The sequence below is a fragment of the Streptomyces sp. NBC_00285 genome (assembly GCF_036174265.1).
Classification (GTDB): domain Bacteria; phylum Actinomycetota; class Actinomycetes; order Streptomycetales; family Streptomycetaceae; genus Streptomyces.
Map to the genome: position 1 here is coordinate 1756370 of NZ_CP108055.1, position 19024 is coordinate 1775393.

The window sequence follows — 19024 nt, forward strand, 5'->3', positions numbered from 1 at the left end:
GGACTGCGTCGTCATGCCGGGGTCTGACCGGGATCCCCCGCATACTAAGCGGTCGCTTGTCGATCAGGGAACAGTCCTCGGGTGAACAGTCGCCCTCGTCACGCCTTCCGGGGCCGCGCCCGAACATGCATCCGCTCGCCCTGCGGTCCGAAGAGGCTCAGAAACTCCGCCGGTCCCTCCCCCGTCGATCCGAACCAGTGCGGCACCCGGGTGTCGAACTCCGCGGCCTCCCCCGCCGCCATCACCACGTCGTGCTCCCCCAGCACCACCCGCAGCCGCCCCGCCAGCACGTACAGCCACTCGTAGCCCTCGTGGGTGCGCGGCTCCGGCTCCTCCGCGCGCTGCGGCACCATCACCTTGAAGGCCTGGAGTCCACCGGACTGCCGCGTCAGCGGCCAGAAGGTGCGGCCGTGCCGTTCGAGCGGGGCGGTCCGCACCCGGGGATCGCCGACCGGCGGGGCGCCCACCAACTCGTCCAGCGGGACCTGATGGGCCTGCGCGATCGGCAGCAGCAGCTCCAGGCTGGGCTTGCGCAGGCCTGACTCCAGACGGGACAGGGTGCTCACGGAGATCCCGGTCCTCTCGGACAGCGCCGCGAGCGTCACCTCCCGGTCCTTCCGCAGCCGCCTGAGCCTCGGTCCCACTTCGGCGAGAACGTCATCGGTAGTCATGGGACGTATTGCAGGATCGGCAAAGAAGTTTGTCAATCCCGCACCGGCGGAGCAACCGTGTCGGTATGACCGAGACATACGAACACGAAGTGATCGTCATCGGTGGCGGAGCCGCCGGACTGTCCGCCGCACTGATCCTGGGCCGTGCGCGGCGCCGGACCCTGGTCGTCGACGCGGGTGAGCCGCGCAACGCGCCCGCCGCGCACATGCAGGGCTTCCTCACCCGGGACGGCATGCCGCCCGCCGAGTTCCTGGCGCTCGGGCGCGAGGAGATCAAGGGGTACGGCGTCGAGCTGGTCGAGGACCGGGTGATCGGGGCCGCCGAGGGCTTCACCGTGACCTTGGCGAGCGGGCGCGTGCTCCGGGCCCGGCGCCTCGTCGTCGCGACCGGCCTCAAGGACGAGCTCCCCGACGTGCCCGGCGTCGCCGAGCGTTTCGGCAAGGACGTCCTGCACTGTCCGTACTGCCACGGCTGGGAGGTCCGCGACCAGGCCTTCGGGGTGCTCGCGACGACCCCGCTCAGCGTGCACCAGGCGCTGATGGTCTCGCAGTGGTCGAAGGACGTGACCCTCTTCCTGCACACCCTCGCCGAGTCCGACCTCTCGGACGACGACCTGCGCAGGTTGGCCGCGGCCGGGGTCCGAGTGGCGCCGGGCGAGGTCGCCGAGCTGGTGGTCGACGGGGACCACCTCACCGGCGTACGCCTGAAGGACGGCTCGGCGCACGCACGCGAGGTGCTGTTCGTCGCGCCCCGCGCGGTACCGCAGACCGGGCTGCTGGAGCAGCTCGGTGCCGAGCTCACGGAAACCCCCTTCGGCTCCTACCCGGTGGTCGACCCGACCGGGCTCACCTCCGTGCCGGGCGTCTGGGCGGTCGGCAACGCGATGGGCTTCGGCGAGCAGGTGGTGAACGCGGCGGCAGGCGGCTACCGGGCAGGGGCCACGATCAACGGGGAGCTCCTGATGACCGACCTCGACGCAACGCCCTAAGGGGCGCGAGGAACTGCGCGACCAGCCACGACGCACCTGCAGACGAAAGCCCCCCCTCCGTCGACGTGTAATCCAGCGAAGCGTGCCGCACCATGGCTGCATGCTGCTTGCCCGGCTGGCCCAGGTGTCCCAGGAGGTCGCCGCCACCTCGGCCCGGTCCCGGAAGACCGCGCTCCTCGCCGAGCTCTTCCGGGACGCCGAGGCGCAGGACGTGCCGATCGTCATCCCGTACCTGGCGGGACGCCTCCCGCAGGGCCGGCTCGGCGTCGGCTGGAAGGTGCTGAGCCGGCCGGTCGCCCCCGCCGCCGAACCAACCCTGACCGTGCGCGGGGTGGACGCCCTGCTGAGCACGTTGGGCCAGGTCGCGGGCGCGGGCTCGCAGGCCGAACGGGCCCGGCTGGTCGGGGAGTTGCTGGGCGCGGCCACCGAGGGAGAGCAGCGGTTCCTGCTGGGGCTGATCAGCGGGGAGGTACGGCAGGGCGCACTGGACGCGGTCGCCACCGAGGGGCTCGCCCAGGCCACCGGCGCGCCCCCCGCCGACGTACGCCGTGCCGTTATGCTCGCGGGCTCCCTCCAGACGGTGGCCGAGACCCTGCTCGCCGACGGCCCGTCCGCCCTCGACCGCTTCCGCCTCACCGTGGGAAGCCCGGTCCTGCCGATGCTGGCGCACAGCGCCTCCTCGGTCGCCGAGGCGGTTCAGAAGCTCGGCACCTGCGTGGCCGAGGAGAAGCTGGACGGTATCCGCGTCCAGGTCCACCGCGACGGCGACGTCGTACGGCTGTACACCCGCACCCTCGACGACATCACCGACCGGCTGCCCGAACTGACTGCTGCCGCACGGGAGTTGAGAGGCGACCGGTTCATCCTCGACGGCGAGGTCATCGCCTTCGACGAGGCGGGACGGCCCCGCTCCTTCCAGGAGACCGCGGGCCGGGTCGGCTCCCGCGTCGACGTGACGACGGCCGCCGAGGCGGTGCCCGTCTCCCCCGTCTTCTTCGACGCGCTCCTGGTCGACGACCGCGACCTCCTCGACCTGCCCTTCGCCGAACGGCACGCGGAGCTGGCCCGCCTGGTGCCCGAGCCGATGCGGGTGCGGCGAGCACCGGTGTCGGGCCCGGAGGATGTACGCACAGCGGAGGACTTCCTGGCCGCGACCCTTGAGCGCGGCCACGAAGGCGTCGTCGTGAAGTCCCTCGACGCCCCCTACAGCGCGGGCCGGCGCGGCGCCTCGTGGCTGAAGGTCAAGCCCGTGCACACCCTCGACCTGGTGGTGCTGGCCGCCGAATGGGGCCACGGCCGGCGTACCGGCAAGCTCTCCAACCTCCATCTCGGCGCCCGCACCGCCGACGGCGGCTTCGCCATGCTCGGCAAGACCTTCAAGGGCATGACCGACGCGATGCTCACCTGGCAGACCGGGCGGCTCCAGGAGCTGGCCGTCGACAGCAGCGGTCATGTGGTGACCGTACGGCCCGAACTCGTCGTCGAGATCGCCTACGACGGGCTCCAGAGATCGACCCGCTATCCGGCCGGCGTCACGCTGCGGTTCGCGCGCGTGGTCCGCTACCGGGAGGACAAACGGCCGGAGGAGGCCGACACGGTGGAGACGCTGCTGGCCGCGCATCCCGAGGTGAAGCCGTGAGGACAAGCGCGGGCCTGCTGTTGTTCCGGCACACCGGTGACGGCCTGGAGGTGTTGCTGGGCCATATGGGAGGCCCGTTCTTCGCGCGGCGCGACGCCGGGGCGTGGACCGTGCCGAAGGGCGAGTACGAGCCGGACGAGCCGGCCTGGGACGCGGCCCGCCGGGAGTTCCAGGAGGAGCTCGGGCTGGCGCCGCCCGACGGGGTGGCCGTACCCCTGGGCGAGGTGCGGCAGACGAACGGCAAGGTCGTCACGGTGTGGGCGATCGAGGCGGACCTCGACCCGGCGACGGTGGTGCCGGGGACGTTCCGCATGGAGTGGCCGCCGAAGTCGGGGCAGATGCGGGAGTTCCCGGAGCTGGACCGCGTCGAGTGGTTCGGCCTCGACCGGGCCCGGGCCGTGATCGTCACGGCGCAGGCCGCGTTTCTCGACCGGCTGACTGAGCACTCGGGCTGACGTCCACACGTTGCGGTCGCCCGCGGCGCGCGGGAAGGTCGAAGCACAGTCAGCTCTTCAGGAGGTCGGTCATGCCCATCGCGACGGTGAACCCGGCGAACGGCGAGACGCTCAAGACGTACCGGGCCATGGACGAGGAGGAGATCGAGCGCAGGCTCCAGCTCGCCCAGGCCACGTTCCGCACCTACCGGGCGACGCCGTTCGCCGAGCGGGCCCGTCGTCTGAACCGCGCCGCCGAACTCCTCGACGACGACGGCAAGGACATCGCCCGGGTCATGACCACCGAGATGGGCAAGCCGGTCAAGCAGGCCCGCGCCGAGGCCGCCAAGTGCGCCAAGGCCATGCGCTGGTACGCCGAGCACGCCGAGTCGCTGCTCGCCGACGAGGAGCCGTCGGAGACCGACGTCAAGGACTCCGGCGCGTCCCGTGCCCTGGTCCGCTACCGGCCGCTGGGCCCCGTGCTCGCGGTGATGCCGTGGAACTTCCCGCTGTGGCAGGTGGTGCGTTTCGCGGCGCCCGCTCTGATGGCCGGGAACGTCGGCCTGCTCAAGCACGCCTCCAACGTGCCGCAGACCGCCCTGTTCCTGGAGGACCTCTTCCACCGGGCCGGCTACCCCGAGGGCTGCTTCCAGACCCTGCTCGTCGGCTCCGCCGCCATCGACGACATCCTGCGCGACGAGCGCGTCAAGGCGGCCACGCTCACAGGGAGTGAGCCCGCGGGGCGGGCGGTCGCCTCCACCGCCGGGGACATGGTCAAGAAGACGGTCCTCGAACTGGGCGGCAGCGACCCCTACATCGTGATGCCGTCCGCGGACATCGACCGGGCGGCGCGGATCGCGGTGACCGCGCGCGTGCAGAACAACGGGCAGTCCTGCATCGCCGCCAAGCGGTTCATCGTGCACACCGACGTCTACGACCGCTTCGCCGAACGGTTCGTCGAGGGCATGAAGGCCCTCAAGGTCGGCGACCCGCTGGAGGAGGACACCGAGGTCGGGCCGCTCGCCAGCGAGCAGGGACGGGACGACCTGGAGGAACTGGTCGACGACGCCAGGCGCAGTGGGGCGAGCGTGCTGTGCGGGGGCGAGCGGCCCGAGGGTCCCGGCTGGTTCTACCCGCCGACGGTCATCGCCGACGTCGACCGCGAGATGCGCGTCCACCGCGAGGAGACCTTCGGACCGGTGGCCACCCTGTACCGGGCGGCCGACGTCGACGAGGCCGTGCTGATCGCCAACGACTCGCCGTTCGGGCTCAGTTCCAACGTGTGGACGCGGGACGAGGCCGAGGTCGACCGGTTCGTACGGGATCTGGAGGCCGGCGGGGTCTTCGTCAACGGGATGACGGCCTCCCATCCGGCGTTCCCCTTCGGCGGGGTCAAGCGGTCCGGATACGGGCGTGAGCTGTCCGGGCACGGAATCAGGGAGTTCTGCAACATCACGACGGTTTGGCACGGAGCGTGACGTCTGCGCGGCTACGATCCCCGGTGTGAACCGCGAAGTGACACTGCCTCTGATCGTCGATGACCGCGGGACCCTGCAGGTGGCTGCCGCCGATGTGAGCAAGCTGCTGCGCAGTCTCGGCGGACGCTGGCTGCACCTGGTCGAGGCCGGAGCCGACGGGCTCGACGAGGACACCGTCGCCGCGCTGACGATCGAGCTGGCGAAGCTGGCCGACCGGATCGACGTCGCGTGCATCGCGCACAGTAGCGGCGGCGCGCCGTAGGGGTGCTGTTGCGTCGCCGGGTGCGGGTATCCGTCGTGGCCGGCCGCGCGGTTCCACGCGCCCCGGGCGGGCTTCTCCTGCGCCCGTCGAGGAGGCGCCTCTGTCACTGATACGGAGTAACCCCGCGCGAAGTCGCCGCTCCCTCAGGTGATCGTGGTCTGGACCAGTCTCTGAGGTGAAGGCAGGCGGTTCATGGCGACTTTGTGCAGACCCTCGGTGTCCGTCCCGGAGTACGTGATCACGATGGAGGACACGCTGGAGCTGGCGCGTTCCCTGCACGCCGATCACCCTCAACTGCCCCTGGCGCTGCGGCTGATCGAGAACACGGGGGTGCGCACCCGGCACGTCGTGCAGCCCATCGAGGAGACGCTGAGGCATCCCGGGTTCGAGGCTCGCAACAAGGTCTACGTGACGGAGGCGAAGGCGCGGGTGCCCGCGGTGGTGCAGCGGGCCCTGGACGAGGCCGAGCTCCTGACCGCCGATATCGATGTCATCGTCTACGTGTCGTGCACGGGCTTCATGATGCCCTCCCTCACGGCGTGGCTGATCAACGAGATGGACTTCGAGAACACCACCCGGCAGCTGCCCATAGCCCAGCTGGGCTGCGCGGCCGGCGGTGCCGCGATCAATCGGGCGCACGACTTCTGCACGGCCTATCCCGGGGCCAACGCCCTCATCGTGGCCTGCGAGTTCTGCTCCCTGTGCTACCAGCCGGGTGACCTCGGCGTCGGCAACCTGCTGTCCAACGGGCTGTTCGGCGACGGTATCGCCGCCGCAGTGGTGCGCGGCCGGGGCGGCGAGGGCATCGCGCTGGAACGCAACGGCTCGTACCTGATCCCCAAGACCGAAGAGTGGATCATGTACGACGTCCGGGCCACGGGCTTCCACTTCCAGCTGGACAAGCGGGTGCCGGCCACCATGGAGCCGCTGGCCCCGGCGCTCCAGGACCTCGCGGGTCTGCACGGCTGGGACGCGGCCGACCTGGACTTCTACATAATCCACGCGGGCGGCCCCCGCATACTCGACGACCTCAGCACGTTCCTCCAGGTCGATCCGCACGCCTTCCGGTTCAGCCGGGCCACGCTCACCGAGTACGGGAACATCGCCAGCGCCGTCGTACTGGACGCGCTGCGGCGGCTGTTCGAGGAGGGCGGGCCACACGATCGTGCGCGTGGCCTGCTGGCCGGGTTCGGACCCGGCATCACCGCGGAAATGTCCCTGGGCCGCTGGCAGCGCCCCGACGAGACGGCGTGACCATGACCGACGAGACGATCACCGAGTTCCTGCCCCCCATCCGGCACTGGCCGGCACTCGAACTGAACGGCGTCGACTTCGACCCGGTGCTGACCGAGCTGATGCGTGAGGGCCCCGTCACCCGGATCCAGCTGCCCAACGGCGAGGGCTGGGCCTGGCTGGCCACCCGGTACGACGACGTGCGGACGGTGACCAACGACCCCCGCTTCAGCCGTGAGGCCGTCATGGACCAGCCGGTCACCCGGCTCGCCCCGCACTTCATCCCGCAGCGCGGCGCGGTCGGCTTCCTCGACCCGCCGGACCACACCCGGCTGCGCCGCTCGGTGGCCGCCGCGTTCACCGCGAAGGGCGTGGAACGGATCCGGGACAAGTCCCGGCGGCTGCTGGACGAACTGGTCGACGAACTGGTGCAGGACGGGCCGCCCGCGGACCTCACCGCCGCCGTCCTGAGCCCCTTCCCCATCGCGGTGATCTGCGAGCTGATGGGTGTCCCTGCCGCCGACCGGCAGGACATGCACATCTGGACCCAGCTGATCCTGTCGTCGTCGCACGGCGCGAAGGTCAGCGAGAAGGCCAAGAACGAGATGGGCGCCTACTTCGCCGACCTCATCGGCCTCAGGGAGGGCGGCTCCGGCGAGGACGTGGCCTCCCTGCTCGGCGCCGCCGTGGGCCGCGGCGAGGTGACGCTCGACGAGGCCGTCGGGCTCGCGGTGCTGCTGCAGATCGGCGGCGAAGCGGTCACGAACAACAGCGGCCAGATGTTCTATCTGCTGCTGACCCGCCCCGACCTGGCCGAACGCCTGCGTGCCGAGCCGGAGATCCGCCCGCGCGCCATCGACGAGCTGCTGCGCTACATCCCGCACCGCAACGCGGTCGGCCTGTCCCGGATCGCCCTGGAGGACGTGGGGATCGCAGGCGTACGGATCCGGGCGGGCGACCCGGTCTACGTGTCGTATCTCTCCGCGAACCGGGACCCCGACGTCTTCCCGTATCCGGAGACGATCGACTTCGACCGCAGCCCCAACCCGCACGTGTCCTTCGGCTTCGGACCGCACTACTGCCCCGGCGGGATGCTGGCCCGGCTGGAGTCCGGGCTGCTGATCGACGCGCTGCTCGACCGGCTGCCGGGCCTGAGCCTGGCGGTGCCGCCCGAGCAGGTCCCGTTCAGGAAGGGCGCGTTGATCCGTGGGCCCGAGGCCCTCCCGGTGACGTGGTGACGGCATCCGAGGGGCTCCTGGTGCCCCCGGGGCACGGCAGGGTCGTCCGGACCCCGGCCCAGCACGTGACCTTCAAGGTGACCGGCACGCACTCCCGCACGGCGTCCACCTTCGAGGTCATCGTCCCGCCCGGCTTCGACGTGGGCGCCCATGTGCACACCCGGAGCGAGGAGTTGTTCTACGTCCTCGAAGGCGAACTGGACGTCCTGGCCTTCGAGCCGCGAGTGCGGACCCCCGACAACTGGCAGCGCTGGCAGTCGGGTTCGGGCAAGAGGGTGGTACGGGCCACGCCGGGAACGGTGATCGTCGTCCCGCCGGGCTGCCCGCACGCCTTCGCCAACCCGACCGACACCCCGGCGAAGATGTTCTTCCAGGCGAGCCCGCCGCCGGATCACGAGCGGTACTTCGAGGAGTTGCTGGAGATCCTGGGCGGCGGGGGCCCGCCGGACCACGCGGCGATCGAGGAGCTGCGCGCGAGGTACGACATCGAGCAGCTGACGCCGCTCAGACACCGTTAGCGGATGGACATCCCGGAGAGGGTGCGGGCGATCACCAGTCGCTGGATCTCGCTCGTGCCCTCGAAGATGGTGTAGATCGCCGCGTCCCGGTGCATGCGCTCCACCGGGTACTCCCGCGTGTAGCCGTTGCCGCCCAGGATCTGCACGGCCTGCGCGGTGACCGTCTTGGCGGTCTCGCTCGCGAACAGCTTCGACATCGAGCCCTCGGCCGCGGTGAACTGCTTGCCGTTGATCGCCATCCAGGAGGCACGCCAGACCAGGAGCCGGGCCGCGTCGATGGACGTCCGCATGTCGGCGAGCTGGAAGGCCACACCCTGGTTGTCGATGATCGGGCGCCCGAACTGCTCACGCGTCTTCGCGTAGTCCAGGGCCACCTCGTAGGCGGCACGAGCGGTGCCCACCGCCATCGCGCCCACCGCCGGCCGCGACGCCTCGAACGTGGCCATCGCCGCGTTCTTCACGCGCTCGCCGTTGCCGGCCTTGGCGCGCTCCCGGGCCCGCGCCAGGCGCTGGTCCAGCTTCTCCTTGCCACCGAGCAGGCAGTGGCCGGGGACGCGTACGTCCTCCAGGACGACCTCTGCCGTGTGCGAGGCGCGGATGCCGTGCTTCTTGAACTTCTGCCCCTGGGACAGGCCCGGTGTGTTCGGCGGCACGATGAAGGACGCGTGGCCCTTGGAGCCGATCTCCGGGTCGACGACCGCGACGACGACGTGGACGTTGGCGATGCCGCCGTTGGTCGCCCAGGTCTTGGTGCCGTTCAGCACCCACTCGTCCTTGGCCTCGTCGTACACGGCACGCGTGCGCATGGAGGCCACGTCGGAACCGGCGTCCGGCTCGGAGGAGCAGAAGGCGGCGACCTTGACGTCGTTCGCGTCGCCGTACATCTGGGGGATCCAGGTGCCGATCTGTTCCTCGGTGCCGTTGGCGAGGACGCCGACAGCGGCGAGACCGGTGCCCACGATCGACAGGGCGATGCCCGCGTCGCCCCAGAACAGCTCCTCCATCGCCATCGGGATACCGAGCCCGGTGGGGTCGAAGTACTGCTGGGCGTAGAAGTCGAGGGAGTAGATGCCTACCTTCGCGGCCTCCTGGATGACCGGCCAGGGAGTCTCCTCGCGCTCGTCCCATTCGGCGGCCGCGGGGCGGATGACGTCGGCGGCGAAGCCGTGCAGCCAGTCCCGGACCTCCTTCTGTTCGTCGTTGAGCTCCATGGTGAACTCGGCCATGTCCCCTCCAGCGGCGGTGCATATACATGTTACTAGCGGTAACGTGAGTCTGTTACCCACGGGTAGGAAAAGTCAACTGCCCCTGCTCAGTCAGTAGCCTGTTCGATGCCAATCGCGCGACAGGTGTTAGTTTGCGCAGGCGTTACCGATTCAGCACGGGTGGGGAGAGCTCATGGACACCACACAGTGGACCGATCAGCAACGGTCTACCGACCGCCGCCGGCGCGAACTGCTGGAGGCCGCGGACAGAGTGGTGCTGCGCGACGGACCGCAGGCCTCTATGAACGCGATCGCCGCGGAAGCCGGCATCACCAAGCCGATTCTGTACCGGCACTTCGGTGACAAGGGGGGACTCTACGCCGCCCTCGCCATGCGGCACACCGACGCTCTCCTGGCCTCGCTGCGGGCCGCGCTGGACGCCCCCGCGGAACGGCGCGAGCGGGTCGAGGCGACCCTGGACACCTACCTCGCCGCGATCGAGGCCCGTCCCCAGGTCTACCGGTTCCTGATGCACCCCGCCGAGGGGAGCCACGTCGGGGACCAGGGCTTCGATGTCGGCCAGCATTCCGCGCCGGTGTTGCGCAGGATGGGTGAAGAGCTGGCGCAGGTCATCGAGGAGCGGCTGGACCTCGGGCCCGGGAGCCAGCTGCTGGCCCGGGTGTGGGGGCACGGAATCGTCGGGATGATGTACGCGGCGGGCGACTGGTGGCTCGGGGAACGGCCGTGCCCCCGCGCCGAGTTGGTGCGGAACATGGCGGACCTGCTGTGGGGGCGGCTCGCTGCCGCCGGGGACAAGGTGGGGGGCCCGGGCTTCTGACGCCTCGGGTTCGTCGGGGCTGGTGACGCCCCTGCGGCGAGGCCGCGCATCGGCACAGCCCCGCACCCCTGAACAGGTTCAGCCGCCCGTACGCCAGGAAGCCCGGGCCACTTGACGCATCAACCGCCGGTGGCGGCGGCCCTCCACCCGGTCCGCGTAGGTCCTGCCGTCCACGTGGTCGCATTCGTGCTGAAGGCACCGCGCGAAGAAACCCGTGCCGTGGATCGTCAACGGCTCGCCCGTCGCCGTGAAACCCTCCACCACCGCGTGGTCGTAGCGTTCCGTCGGCGCCTCAAGACCCGGCAGCGACAGACAGCCCTCGGGCCCCCTCAGCACCAGGCCGTCCGCCTCCACCAGCCGCGGGTTCACCACATGTCCCAGGTGGCGGACCTCCTCGTCGTCCGGGCAGTCGTAGACGAACACCCGCAGCGGCACGCCGATCTGGTTCGCCGCGAGGCCCACGCCCTCGGCCGCGTACATCGTCGCGAACAAGTCCTCCACGAGCGCCGCCAGTTCCGGGCCGAAGTCCGACACGGCCCCGCAGGGTTCGTGCAGCAGGGGGCCGCCGAGCAGAGTGAGGGGCCGGACGCGGCCATGGGTGCCCGGAATGGAGCCGTTTCGCATGGCCGCAAGGGTACGGCGATTCGGGAGTGCCTACGGATCTCGATAGGCTGAGGTCCACACCACGTGGCCGGAGGCAGAGTCGCGGCGCGTACGCAAGGAGGATCGAGATCTGATGACAGCCAACTCGGACCCGCTCTCGCCGCGGGCCAAGCTCGCCGTGACGGCGGGCAAGGCCGTCGCTGCGGCATCCCGGGCCGCGGGTCGCGGCAGCGGTTCGGTCATCGGCGGCAAGGTGGCCCTCAAACTCGACCCCGACCTCCTCGCCCGGCTCGCCCAGCACCTGGACGTCGTGCTCGTCTCGGCGACCAACGGCAAGACCACCACCACCCGGCTCATCGCCGAGGCACTGGGGGCCGCCGGACCCGTCGTCTCCAACGCGCTCGGCGCCAACATGCCCGCCGGCATCACCTCCGCCCTCGCGGGCGGCTCGGACTCCCGGTACGGCGTCATCGAAGTCGACGAGAAGTACCTCGCGGGCGTGGCCCGGGACACCGACCCCAAGTGCATCGCCCTGCTGAACCTCTCCCGCGACCAGCTCGACCGCGCCGCCGAGACCCGCATGCTCGCGGAGAACTGGCGCGAGGGGCTGGCGGGCAGCAAGGCCGTCGTGGTCGCCAACGCCGACGACCCGCTCGTCGTGTGGGCCGCCTCGTCCTCCCCCAACGTCATCTGGGTCGCCGCCGGACAGATGTGGAAGGACGACGCCTGGTCCTGCCCGTCCTGCGGCGGCGTGATGCAGCGGCCCGGCGACGACTGGTTCTGCGGCGAGTGCGGCTTCCGGCGCCCCACACCGAGCTGGGCGCTCTCCGGTGACCACGTCCTCGACCCGCACGGGTCCGCCTGGCCCATCCACCTCCAGCTGCCCGGCCGCGCCAACAAGGCCAACGCCGCCTCCTCCGCCGCCGTCGCCGCCGTCTTCGGCGTGCCGCCGCAGGTCGCCCTGGAACGCATGTACAAGGTGCAGGCCGTCGCCGGACGCTACGACGTCGTCCAGTTCCAGCAGCGCGACCTGCGCCTGCTGCTCGCGAAGAACCCGGCAGGCTGGCTCGAGACGTTCAGCCTGATCGACCCGCCGCCGACCCCGGTGATCCTCTCCGTCAACGCCCGCGGCGCCGACGGCACCGACACCTCCTGGCTGTGGGACGTCGACTACACCCGGCTGACCGGCCACCCGATCTGCGTGGTCGGCGACCGCAAGCTCGACCTCGCGGTGCGTCTGGAGGTCGCGAACCAGAACTTCCAGGTCTGCGACAACCTCGACCAGGCCGTGTCGATGAGCCCGCCCGGCCGCATCGAGGTCATCGCGAACTACACCGCCTTCCAGGACCTGCGCCGCCGCGTCGGCAACTGAGACACAGGGGAATTTTGTGAGCGACAACCAACTGCGGATCGTCTGGATCTACCCCGACCTGCTCAGCACCTACGGCGACCAGGGCAACGTCCTCGTCGTCGAGCGGCGGGCCCGTCAGCGCGGCCTCGACGTGGCCCGCCTGGACGTGCGCAGCGACCAGCCGATCCCGACCTCCGGCGACATCTACCTGATCGGCGGCGGCGAGGACCGGCCCCAGCGGCTGGCGGCCGAGCGGCTGCGCCGGGACGGCGGTCTGCACCGGGCCGTCGGCAACGGCGCGATCGTCTTCTCCGTCTGCGCCGGCTACCAGATCCTCGGCCACGAGTTCATCAACGACCTCGGCCAGCGCGAGCCCGGCCTCGGCCTGCTCGACGTGGTCTCGACCCGCGGCGAGGGCGCGCGGTGCGTCGGCGACGTGCTCGGCGACATCGACCCGCGCCTCGGCCTGCCCCCGCTGACGGGCTTCGAGAACCACCAGGGCATCACCCACCTCGGCCCCACCGCCCGTCCGCTCGCCAACGTCCGCCTGGGCAACGGCAACGGCACCGGGGACGGCACGGAGGGGGCGTACAACGACACCGTCTTCGGTACGTACATGCACGGACCCGTCCTTGCACGCAATCCGCTCATCGCCGACCTGCTGCTGAAGCTGGCGCTCGACGTGAACGCCCTGCCGCCGACCGACGACCGCTGGTACGAGGCCCTGCGCACCGAGCGCATCGCATCCGCGCAGCAGCCTGCCTGACCTGCGACGACACCAGCTGTTCAGCTCGGCGCAAACGGCCCGTCTGTCGACGGGTCCGCACAGGTGAGCGGACCCGTCCAGCAGGCGGACGCACGCTACGGCCCCGACCCCTCCTGCCGCTACTCTGGCGGAGTTCGAGCCGGACGACGTGGTCCGGATCCGACCCACGTCGACTCGGTGAGAAGGTTGTTCGGGCTATGCGCATTGGTGTCCTCACGTCCGGCGGCGACTGCCCCGGCCTGAACGCGGTCATCCGGTCCGTCGTGCACCGTGCCGTCGCCGACCACGGCGACGACGTCATCGGTTTCCGGGACGGCTGGAAAGGCCTCCTGGAGTGCGACTACCTCAAGCTCGACCTCGACGCCGTCGGCGGCATCCTCGCCCGCGGCGGCACGATCCTCGGCTCCTCCCGGGTCCAGCCCTCCCATCTGCGGGACGGTGTGGAGCGGGCGAAGGGGCATGTCGAGGAGCTCGGGCTCGACGCGATCATCCCGATCGGCGGCGAGGGCACGCTGAAGGCGGCCCGGCTGATGTCGGACGCCGGTCTGCCGATCGTGGGTGTGCCCAAGACCATCGACAACGACATCGCGGTCACCGACGTCACCTTCGGTTTCGACACCGCGGTCGGTGTCGCCACGGAGGCGCTCGACCGGCTCAAGACCACCGCCGAGTCCCACCAGCGGGTCCTCGTCGTCGAGGTCATGGGGCGGCACACCGGGTGGATAGCGCTGCACTCCGGCATGGCGGCCGGCGCACACGCCATCGTCGTACCGGAACGCCCCTTCGACATCGAGGAGTTGGCCCGGCGGGTCGGCGAGCGGTTCGAGGCGGGCAAGCGGTTCGCCATCGTCGTGGTGGCCGAAGGTGCCAAGCCCGCGGCCGGGTCCATGGCGTTCGACGAGGGCGCCAAGGACATCTACGGGCACGAGCGGTTCGCCGGGATCGCCAACCAGCTGTCCATCGAGCTGGAGCAGCGGCTGGGGAAGGAAGCCCGGCCCGTCATCCTGGGGCATGTGCAGCGAGGCGGTACGCCCACCGCGTACGACCGGGTTCTCGCCACCCGGTTCGGGTGGCATGCGGTGGAGGCCGTGCACCGCGGGGAGTTCGGGCACATGACGGCGCTCCAGGGGACGGACATCGTGATGGTGCCCCTCGCGAAGGCGGTCGAGACGCTGAAGACGGTTCCCGCGGAACGCTACGAGGAAGCCGAGTGCGTCCTCTAGATCAGCGCGCACGGAGCTTGCTCGCACGGACCTGAAGAAGCCGCCCCCGGTCGCAGTCGCGACCGGGGGCGGTTCTAGTCTGGGCGTGGACAGACGTGCACAACCCCCACGAATCAGGAGCCGCCGGCATGGATCACAGCGGGCACGGCATGACCACGGATCTGCCGCCGTTCACGCTGGGACGAGGCCTTCAGTGGTCCACCGACCCGTTCTTCCTCGTCGCCTGTCTGCTCGGGCTCGGCCTGTACGTGTGGGGCGTGGTGCGGCTGCGGCGGCGGGGGGACGCGTGGCCCGTGGGGCGGACCGTTTCCTACGTCGCCGGTGTGCTGTCCATCGCGCTGATGATGTGCACCGGGCTGAACGACTACGGCATGGTCATGTTCAGCGTGCACATGGTGCAGCACATGGTGATCAGCATGCTGTCGCCGATCCTGATCCTGCTCGGGGCCCCGGTCACGCTCGCCCTGCGGGCACTGCCCGTCGCGGGCAAGGGCCGCAAGGGGCTGCGCGAGCTGCTGCTGATGCTGCTGCACAGCCGGTACATGCGGATCATCACGCATCCGGCGTTCACGATCCCGCTGTTCATCGCGAGCCTGTACGGGCTGTACTTCACGCCCGTCTTCGACTTCCTGATGGGGTCGAAGACCGGGCACGTCGCGATGATGGTGCACTTCCTCGCCGTCGGTGTCGTCTTCTTCTGGCCGATCATCGGCATCGATCCCGGGCCGCAGCGACCGGGCTATCTGATGCGGATGCTGGAGCTGTTCGCGGGGATGCCGTTCCACGCGTTCTTCGGCATCGCGCTGATGATGGCGTCCGAGCCCATGGTGGGGACCTTCAAGAACCCGCCCGCCTCGCTCGGGATCGACGCGCTCTCCGACCAGAACTACGCGGGCGGTATCGCCTGGGCGTTCAGCGAGGTTCCCTCCGTACTCGTACTGATCGCACTGCTGTTCCAGTGGTACGGCTCCGAACAGCGGCAGGCCAAGCGCACGGACCGGGCCGCCGACCGGGACGGTGACAAGGAACTCGAGGCCTACAACGCCTATTTGGCCTCATTGAACGCACAGGGGCGTTAATGCCTTCGCCTTCCTGAAGCATTCAGTAGCATGAAGCGCGTTGGGGAAACCGCCGGGGGGAGCGGTGATGACACTTCGCGCATTTATGCACAGGATCGCCTTACTGGCGATATTCACGCTGCTGGTGAGCGGCTGCGACCACGCCGCTCCGGTGACGGCGGTCAAGGCGGTCGCCGCCCATGTGCCGTCGCTCGCGCCGTTCTTCGACGAGAACAGCGGCCTGGGCCAGGACGCCGCGGTGCGGTCACGGGCCGTGCAGGGAAGTCTCCAGCAGGGAGACACACCCGGCCTCTACGGCGGCAGCAAACAGCCGACCATCTGCGACGTCGCCAAACTCGAACGATTCCTCACGGATCCCAGGAATCACAAAAAGGCACAGGCGTGGGCCCATGTACTGAACATCGGCACCGACGGAATACCGGAATATCTCGATCGACTCACACCGGTCCTGCTGCGTCACGACACTCTCGTCGAGAATCACGACTACAAGAAGGAAAAGGCCGTCCCGTACAACTCCCTGCTCCAGACGGGAATCGCGATTCTCGTCGACGAACAGGGGCTTCCGGCTGTGAAGTGTTCGTGTGGAAATCCACTGCGGCCCTTCAAGGGTGACACCAGCCGCATTTCCGTCCACTTCGACGGCGGCAACAAGAAGTGGGCGGGATACGAGCGGGACGCCGTGGTCGCCGTGAAGCCCGCTCCGCGGAAACTGGAACGGATCGCTCTCGTCGACGTACGGGAACCCGCCCGCGGGATCGCCCGGCCGACCGGCACGACCGGTGAGAAGGACACCACCTTCGACACGAAGCAGCCGCGCGCGGTGCCGGACCTCACCGGGACGACCTTCGCGCATGCCCGTCGGGAACTGATCGACGCCGGGCTGGCGGCCGGGTATGCCGGGCGGGGAGTGCCGCCCGACAGTGCGAAGGTCACGGCGAGCGATCCGCCCGCGGGGGCGGAACTGCCGTTCGGGCAGTTCGTGACGCTGACCGTGGCCGGGGGCGGCACGAGCACCACCGGCGGGGTACGCCGGCCGACGACCACTCCCCCGCCGCGGTCCTCCTCTGCTGCCACAAAGACACCGCCGACCGGCACACCGTCGTCGGCGAGGCCGTCGGGATCGTCCGGGTCCAGCGGCAAGCCCGGGAAGTCCTCTTCGGCGCCTCCGTCGTCGTCGAGCAGCAAACCCGGGAAGCCGTCGTCCCCGCCCTCGTCGAGTACGGCTCCGGCCTCGCCGTCGCCCGCGAAGTCCAGCAGGCCGCCGAGCCCGCCGCCCTCCACGAGGTCGTCCCCGGCCGGCACTCCGCACACCAGCAGCGCGCCGCCAGCATCGCCGCCCTCGAAGCCACCGCCGTCGACGACCGGCGCCCCTGTCACCGGCGAACCGGCGAGCGGCGATCCCACGACCACCCGGCCCGCCGACGGGCCGAGCAGCAGCGTCGCCACGTAGCGCCCCGCAGAACCGGAGAGTCACCGGATGCCTTCAGGATCACCGACGTCGGGAGTGGGCCGGGTCATCGCCGGCCGCTATCTGCTGCTGAACCCGCTCGGCAGCGGCGGCATGGGCCATGTGTGGCTCGCCCACGACCAGAGACTCGCCTGTGAGGTCGCGCTCAAGGAGATCGTGTTCCGTGACCCGGTCGAGGCCGCCGACGAGCGGGAGGCCCGGGTGGCCCGGGCCCGCGCCGAGGCCCGGCACGCGGCCGGGCTGCGCGGCCACCCGCATGTGGTGACCGTGCACGACGTGCTGGAGCACGAGGGACTGCCGTGGATCGTCATGGAGTACGTGGCGGACGCCGTGGACATGCGCGACCTGGTCGACTCGCGGGGCCCGCTCGCTCCGGCGGAGAGCGCCCGTATCGGCCTGGCCGTGCTGGACGCGCTGACCGCCGGGCACCAGCGGGGCGTGATGCACCGGGACGTGAAGCCGGCGAACATCCTGCTCGCACCGGACCGCTCGGGGTCGCCGTACGGGCGCGTCCTGCTCGCCGACTACGGCATCTCCGTGCAGCCGGACGCCGGGGAGACGCGGTACACCCTGGCGTCGGTGCTGGTGGGCACCTCGGGCTTTCTGGCGCCGGAACGTGCCACGGGCGGGGCGCCCACCCCGGCCGCGGACCTGTTCTCACTGGGCTGCACGCTGTACCACGCGGTGGAGGGCGTGGGCCCCTTCGAACGCGACTCGCATCTCGCCGAGGTCACCGCGGTCGTCATGGAGGAGCCGCGCCCGGCCGTGCGCGCCGGAGCGCTGGGTCCCGTGCTCGGGGCGCTGCTCGCGAAGGACCCGGACCGGCGGCTGTCGTCGGCGGAGGCGGAGGCCGCGCTGTCGGGGATCGTGACACCGCAGGCCGAGCCGTACGTCCGGACACAGACCGACCTCGGTTCCCAGCCGCCCTGGGCGGCGGTGCGGGTGCCGCCGCTCAGGGCGGCGGAGCCTCCCCGACAGCAAGGGCGCGGACGTCGGCGGCGGGAGCGTTCACACGCCCTGCGGGCCGTGCTCGCCTGCGGTCTCGGGCTCCTGCTGGCCCTGGGCGGGGTGTGGTACGCCATGGCCGACCGGTCGGCGGACGGCGGTGGCGGAGCCGGGACCGGAGGCGCCCGGCAGCCGTACGGCAAGGACGTCGGGCTGTCGAAGCCGCTGCGGGACGGCGACTGTGTCATCGCCGACTGGCCGGGCTCGGACCGCTTCCGGGGGACACCCCGGCTGAAGCCGGACCCGACCTGCGCCACGGCCCCGGACGGCCAGGTGACGGCGTTCGTGGCGGCCGCCTCGGCGGACGAGGCGCGGCGGACCGGGGCGGTGAAGTGCGAGGAGGGGACGCGGGAGATCCGGGAGCGGCTCGCGGACGTCCGCAGCCAGGCCGTGGTGCCGACCGGCGGGGGCTTCGAGGCCGCCGGCCGGCGCACCGCCTGTCTGGTGCTGGGCGCGAGCGGGCCGCTGTACGGGCCGATCGGCACGCATCGCGCACCGGGCTCGGCGTTCGCGGACACCGCGACCATGCAGCGGCGCGACTGTCTGGACGTGCGCACCAACCGGGACGCGCGGCTGGTGTCCTGCGCGGGCTCCTACGACGAGCAGGTGCTCGGCTTCACCCGACTGGCCCCGGACGTCACGCTGCCCGAGGCGCGGACCGAATCGGACACGGCATGTGCGCGTGACGTGCCGCCGGGCGACTACGGCTTCGACCCGTCCGTCTACACGGCGGGCTCCTGGACCAGTGCGGGCCCCTGGAAGAACGGCACTCATTTCGTCGTGTGCACCGTCCGCAGGCAGAACGGGGGCACCATGGAGGGAGACGAATCCTGAGGAGGGTGTCGCGATGCCCGGTACCGGTTCGACGGACGGCTCGACCAGAACGATGGGGGTGCTCACCGTCGGCGGACTCGTCGCGGTGACGGCCTACACGGTGGCGCTCGGCAGCAACGGCTGGCTGTGGTTCGGCTGGGTCGTGCTGGGCCTCATCACCCTCGGGATGGTCGCCACGCGCAGCACCTGA

General features: G+C 70.7%; 19 protein-coding genes. 16 read left to right on the plus strand and 3 right to left on the minus strand.

The features are described 5' to 3' along the window. Positions 1-98: 98 nt before the first annotated feature. On the minus strand, positions 99-671 hold the full coding sequence (locus OHT57_RS07940) for a helix-turn-helix domain-containing protein (protein WP_328745347.1): 573 nt from the start codon (positions 669-671) through the stop codon (positions 99-101). A gap of 65 nt (positions 672-736) precedes the next feature. Here OHT57_RS07940 and OHT57_RS07945 point away from each other — a divergent pair, with 65 nt between their 5' ends. From OHT57_RS07945 to OHT57_RS07980, 8 genes are all read left to right on the plus strand, one after another. After that, a complete protein-coding gene (locus OHT57_RS07945; protein ID WP_328745348.1) occupies positions 737-1660 on the plus strand; it encodes an NAD(P)/FAD-dependent oxidoreductase in 924 nt (307 codons plus the stop codon). Positions 1661-1760: 100 nt separating this feature from the next. Continuing rightward, complete coding sequence (locus tag OHT57_RS07950) at positions 1761-3299, plus strand: ATP-dependent DNA ligase (protein ID WP_328745349.1); 1539 nt, start codon at positions 1761-1763, stop codon at positions 3297-3299. Continuing rightward, positions 3296-3754 (plus strand): NUDIX domain-containing protein, encoded by a 459-nt coding sequence (locus OHT57_RS07955; protein WP_328745350.1) that lies wholly within the window; start codon positions 3296-3298, stop codon positions 3752-3754. Before OHT57_RS07950 ends, OHT57_RS07955 begins: the two co-directional genes overlap by 4 nt. A gap of 71 nt (positions 3755-3825) precedes the next feature. Next, positions 3826-5211 carry an NADP-dependent succinic semialdehyde dehydrogenase gene (locus OHT57_RS07960; RefSeq protein ID WP_328745351.1) on the plus strand — a complete coding sequence of 462 codons (1386 nt, stop codon included), beginning with the start codon at positions 3826-3828 and terminating at the stop codon, positions 5209-5211. Between the two features lie 25 nt (positions 5212-5236). Further along, positions 5237-5473 (plus strand): DUF6213 family protein, encoded by a 237-nt coding sequence (locus OHT57_RS07965; protein WP_007380390.1) that lies wholly within the window; start codon positions 5237-5239, stop codon positions 5471-5473. Between the two features lie 192 nt (positions 5474-5665). Further along, positions 5666-6727, plus strand: coding sequence for a type III polyketide synthase (locus OHT57_RS07970; RefSeq protein ID WP_328745353.1), 1062 nt, complete (start codon positions 5666-5668; stop codon positions 6725-6727). A gap of 2 nt (positions 6728-6729) precedes the next feature. After that, the gene (locus OHT57_RS07975; protein WP_328745354.1) at positions 6730-7944 is read left to right on the plus strand and encodes a cytochrome P450; all 1215 of its coding nucleotides are present in this window, start codon (positions 6730-6732) and stop codon (positions 7942-7944) included. Further along, positions 7941-8462 (plus strand): cupin domain-containing protein, encoded by a 522-nt coding sequence (locus OHT57_RS07980; protein ID WP_328745355.1) that lies wholly within the window; start codon positions 7941-7943, stop codon positions 8460-8462. Before OHT57_RS07975 ends, OHT57_RS07980 begins: the two co-directional genes overlap by 4 nt. Here the strand turns inward: OHT57_RS07980 and OHT57_RS07985 are convergent. Continuing rightward, a complete protein-coding gene (locus OHT57_RS07985) occupies positions 8459-9688 on the minus strand; it encodes an acyl-CoA dehydrogenase family protein (RefSeq protein WP_328745356.1) in 1230 nt (409 codons plus the stop codon). The two genes, OHT57_RS07980 and OHT57_RS07985, sit on opposite strands and share 4 nt — an antisense overlap. A 172-nt stretch (positions 9689-9860) precedes the next feature. On the opposite strand from OHT57_RS07985, the gene OHT57_RS07990 reads away from it, so the two are divergent. Further along, complete coding sequence (locus OHT57_RS07990) at positions 9861-10505, plus strand: TetR family transcriptional regulator (protein WP_328745357.1); 645 nt, start codon at positions 9861-9863, stop codon at positions 10503-10505. Between the two features lie 78 nt (positions 10506-10583). Here OHT57_RS07990 and def read toward each other — a convergent pair whose 3' ends face one another. Then, positions 10584-11129 (minus strand): peptide deformylase, encoded by a 546-nt coding sequence (gene def, locus OHT57_RS07995; RefSeq protein WP_328745358.1) that lies wholly within the window; start codon positions 11127-11129, stop codon positions 10584-10586. Positions 11130-11241: 112 nt separating this feature from the next. Between def and OHT57_RS08000 the strand changes: the two genes are divergently transcribed. The 7 genes from OHT57_RS08000 to OHT57_RS08030 all read left to right on the plus strand — a co-directional run bounded on the left by OHT57_RS08000 (position 11242) and on the right by OHT57_RS08030 (position 19024). After that, positions 11242-12480: a MurT ligase domain-containing protein gene (locus OHT57_RS08000; protein ID WP_328745359.1), complete on the plus strand. Its 1239-nt coding sequence runs from the start codon at positions 11242-11244 to the stop codon at positions 12478-12480. A gap of 16 nt (positions 12481-12496) precedes the next feature. Next, the gene (locus OHT57_RS08005; protein ID WP_328745360.1) at positions 12497-13225 is read left to right on the plus strand and encodes a type 1 glutamine amidotransferase; all 729 of its coding nucleotides are present in this window, start codon (positions 12497-12499) and stop codon (positions 13223-13225) included. Between the two features lie 197 nt (positions 13226-13422). Continuing rightward, on the plus strand, positions 13423-14448 hold the full coding sequence (locus OHT57_RS08010; RefSeq protein WP_328745361.1) for a 6-phosphofructokinase: 1026 nt from the start codon (positions 13423-13425) through the stop codon (positions 14446-14448). Between the two features lie 128 nt (positions 14449-14576). Further along, the gene (locus OHT57_RS08015) at positions 14577-15527 is read left to right on the plus strand and encodes a cytochrome c oxidase assembly protein (protein WP_328745362.1); all 951 of its coding nucleotides are present in this window, start codon (positions 14577-14579) and stop codon (positions 15525-15527) included. Between the two features lie 67 nt (positions 15528-15594). Further along, positions 15595-16977, plus strand: coding sequence for a PASTA domain-containing protein (locus tag OHT57_RS08020; RefSeq protein ID WP_328745363.1), 1383 nt, complete (start codon positions 15595-15597; stop codon positions 16975-16977). 27 nt (positions 16978-17004) lie between these two features. Beyond that, entirely contained in the window at positions 17005-18834 is a 1830-nt protein-coding gene (locus tag OHT57_RS08025) for a serine/threonine-protein kinase (protein ID WP_328745364.1), read from the plus strand. Between the two features lie 13 nt (positions 18835-18847). Beyond that, the gene (locus OHT57_RS08030; protein ID WP_031053721.1) at positions 18848-19024 is read left to right on the plus strand and encodes a hypothetical protein; all 177 of its coding nucleotides are present in this window, start codon (positions 18848-18850) and stop codon (positions 19022-19024) included.

Excerpts from the sequence above, each read along its gene's own strand:
- def (WP_328745358.1), bottom strand. The coding sequence starts at position 11,129 with ATGCGAAACGGCTCCATTCCGGGCACCCATGGCCGCGTCCGGCCCCTC.
- OHT57_RS07970 (WP_328745353.1), top strand. The coding sequence starts at position 5,666 with ATGGCGACTTTGTGCAGACCCTCGGTGTCCGTCCCGGAGTACGTGATC.
- OHT57_RS07975 (WP_328745354.1), top strand. The coding sequence starts at position 6,730 with ATGACCGACGAGACGATCACCGAGTTCCTGCCCCCCATCCGGCACTGG.
- OHT57_RS07985 (WP_328745356.1), bottom strand. The coding sequence starts at position 9,688 with ATGGCCGAGTTCACCATGGAGCTCAACGACGAACAGAAGGAGGTCCGG.
- OHT57_RS07990 (WP_328745357.1), top strand. The coding sequence starts at position 9,861 with ATGGACACCACACAGTGGACCGATCAGCAACGGTCTACCGACCGCCGC.
- OHT57_RS08020 (WP_328745363.1), top strand. The coding sequence starts at position 15,595 with ATGACACTTCGCGCATTTATGCACAGGATCGCCTTACTGGCGATATTC.
- OHT57_RS08015 (WP_328745362.1), top strand. The coding sequence starts at position 14,577 with ATGGATCACAGCGGGCACGGCATGACCACGGATCTGCCGCCGTTCACG.
- OHT57_RS08000 (WP_328745359.1), top strand. The coding sequence starts at position 11,242 with ATGACAGCCAACTCGGACCCGCTCTCGCCGCGGGCCAAGCTCGCCGTG.
- OHT57_RS08010 (WP_328745361.1), top strand. The coding sequence starts at position 13,423 with ATGCGCATTGGTGTCCTCACGTCCGGCGGCGACTGCCCCGGCCTGAAC.
- OHT57_RS08025 (WP_328745364.1), top strand. The coding sequence starts at position 17,005 with ATGCCTTCAGGATCACCGACGTCGGGAGTGGGCCGGGTCATCGCCGGC.
- OHT57_RS07950 (WP_328745349.1), top strand. The coding sequence starts at position 1,761 with ATGCTGCTTGCCCGGCTGGCCCAGGTGTCCCAGGAGGTCGCCGCCACC.
- OHT57_RS07945 (WP_328745348.1), top strand. The coding sequence starts at position 737 with ATGACCGAGACATACGAACACGAAGTGATCGTCATCGGTGGCGGAGCC.
- OHT57_RS07940 (WP_328745347.1), bottom strand. The coding sequence starts at position 671 with ATGACTACCGATGACGTTCTCGCCGAAGTGGGACCGAGGCTCAGGCGG.
- OHT57_RS08030 (WP_031053721.1), top strand. The coding sequence starts at position 18,848 with ATGCCCGGTACCGGTTCGACGGACGGCTCGACCAGAACGATGGGGGTG.
- OHT57_RS07960 (WP_328745351.1), top strand. The coding sequence starts at position 3,826 with ATGCCCATCGCGACGGTGAACCCGGCGAACGGCGAGACGCTCAAGACG.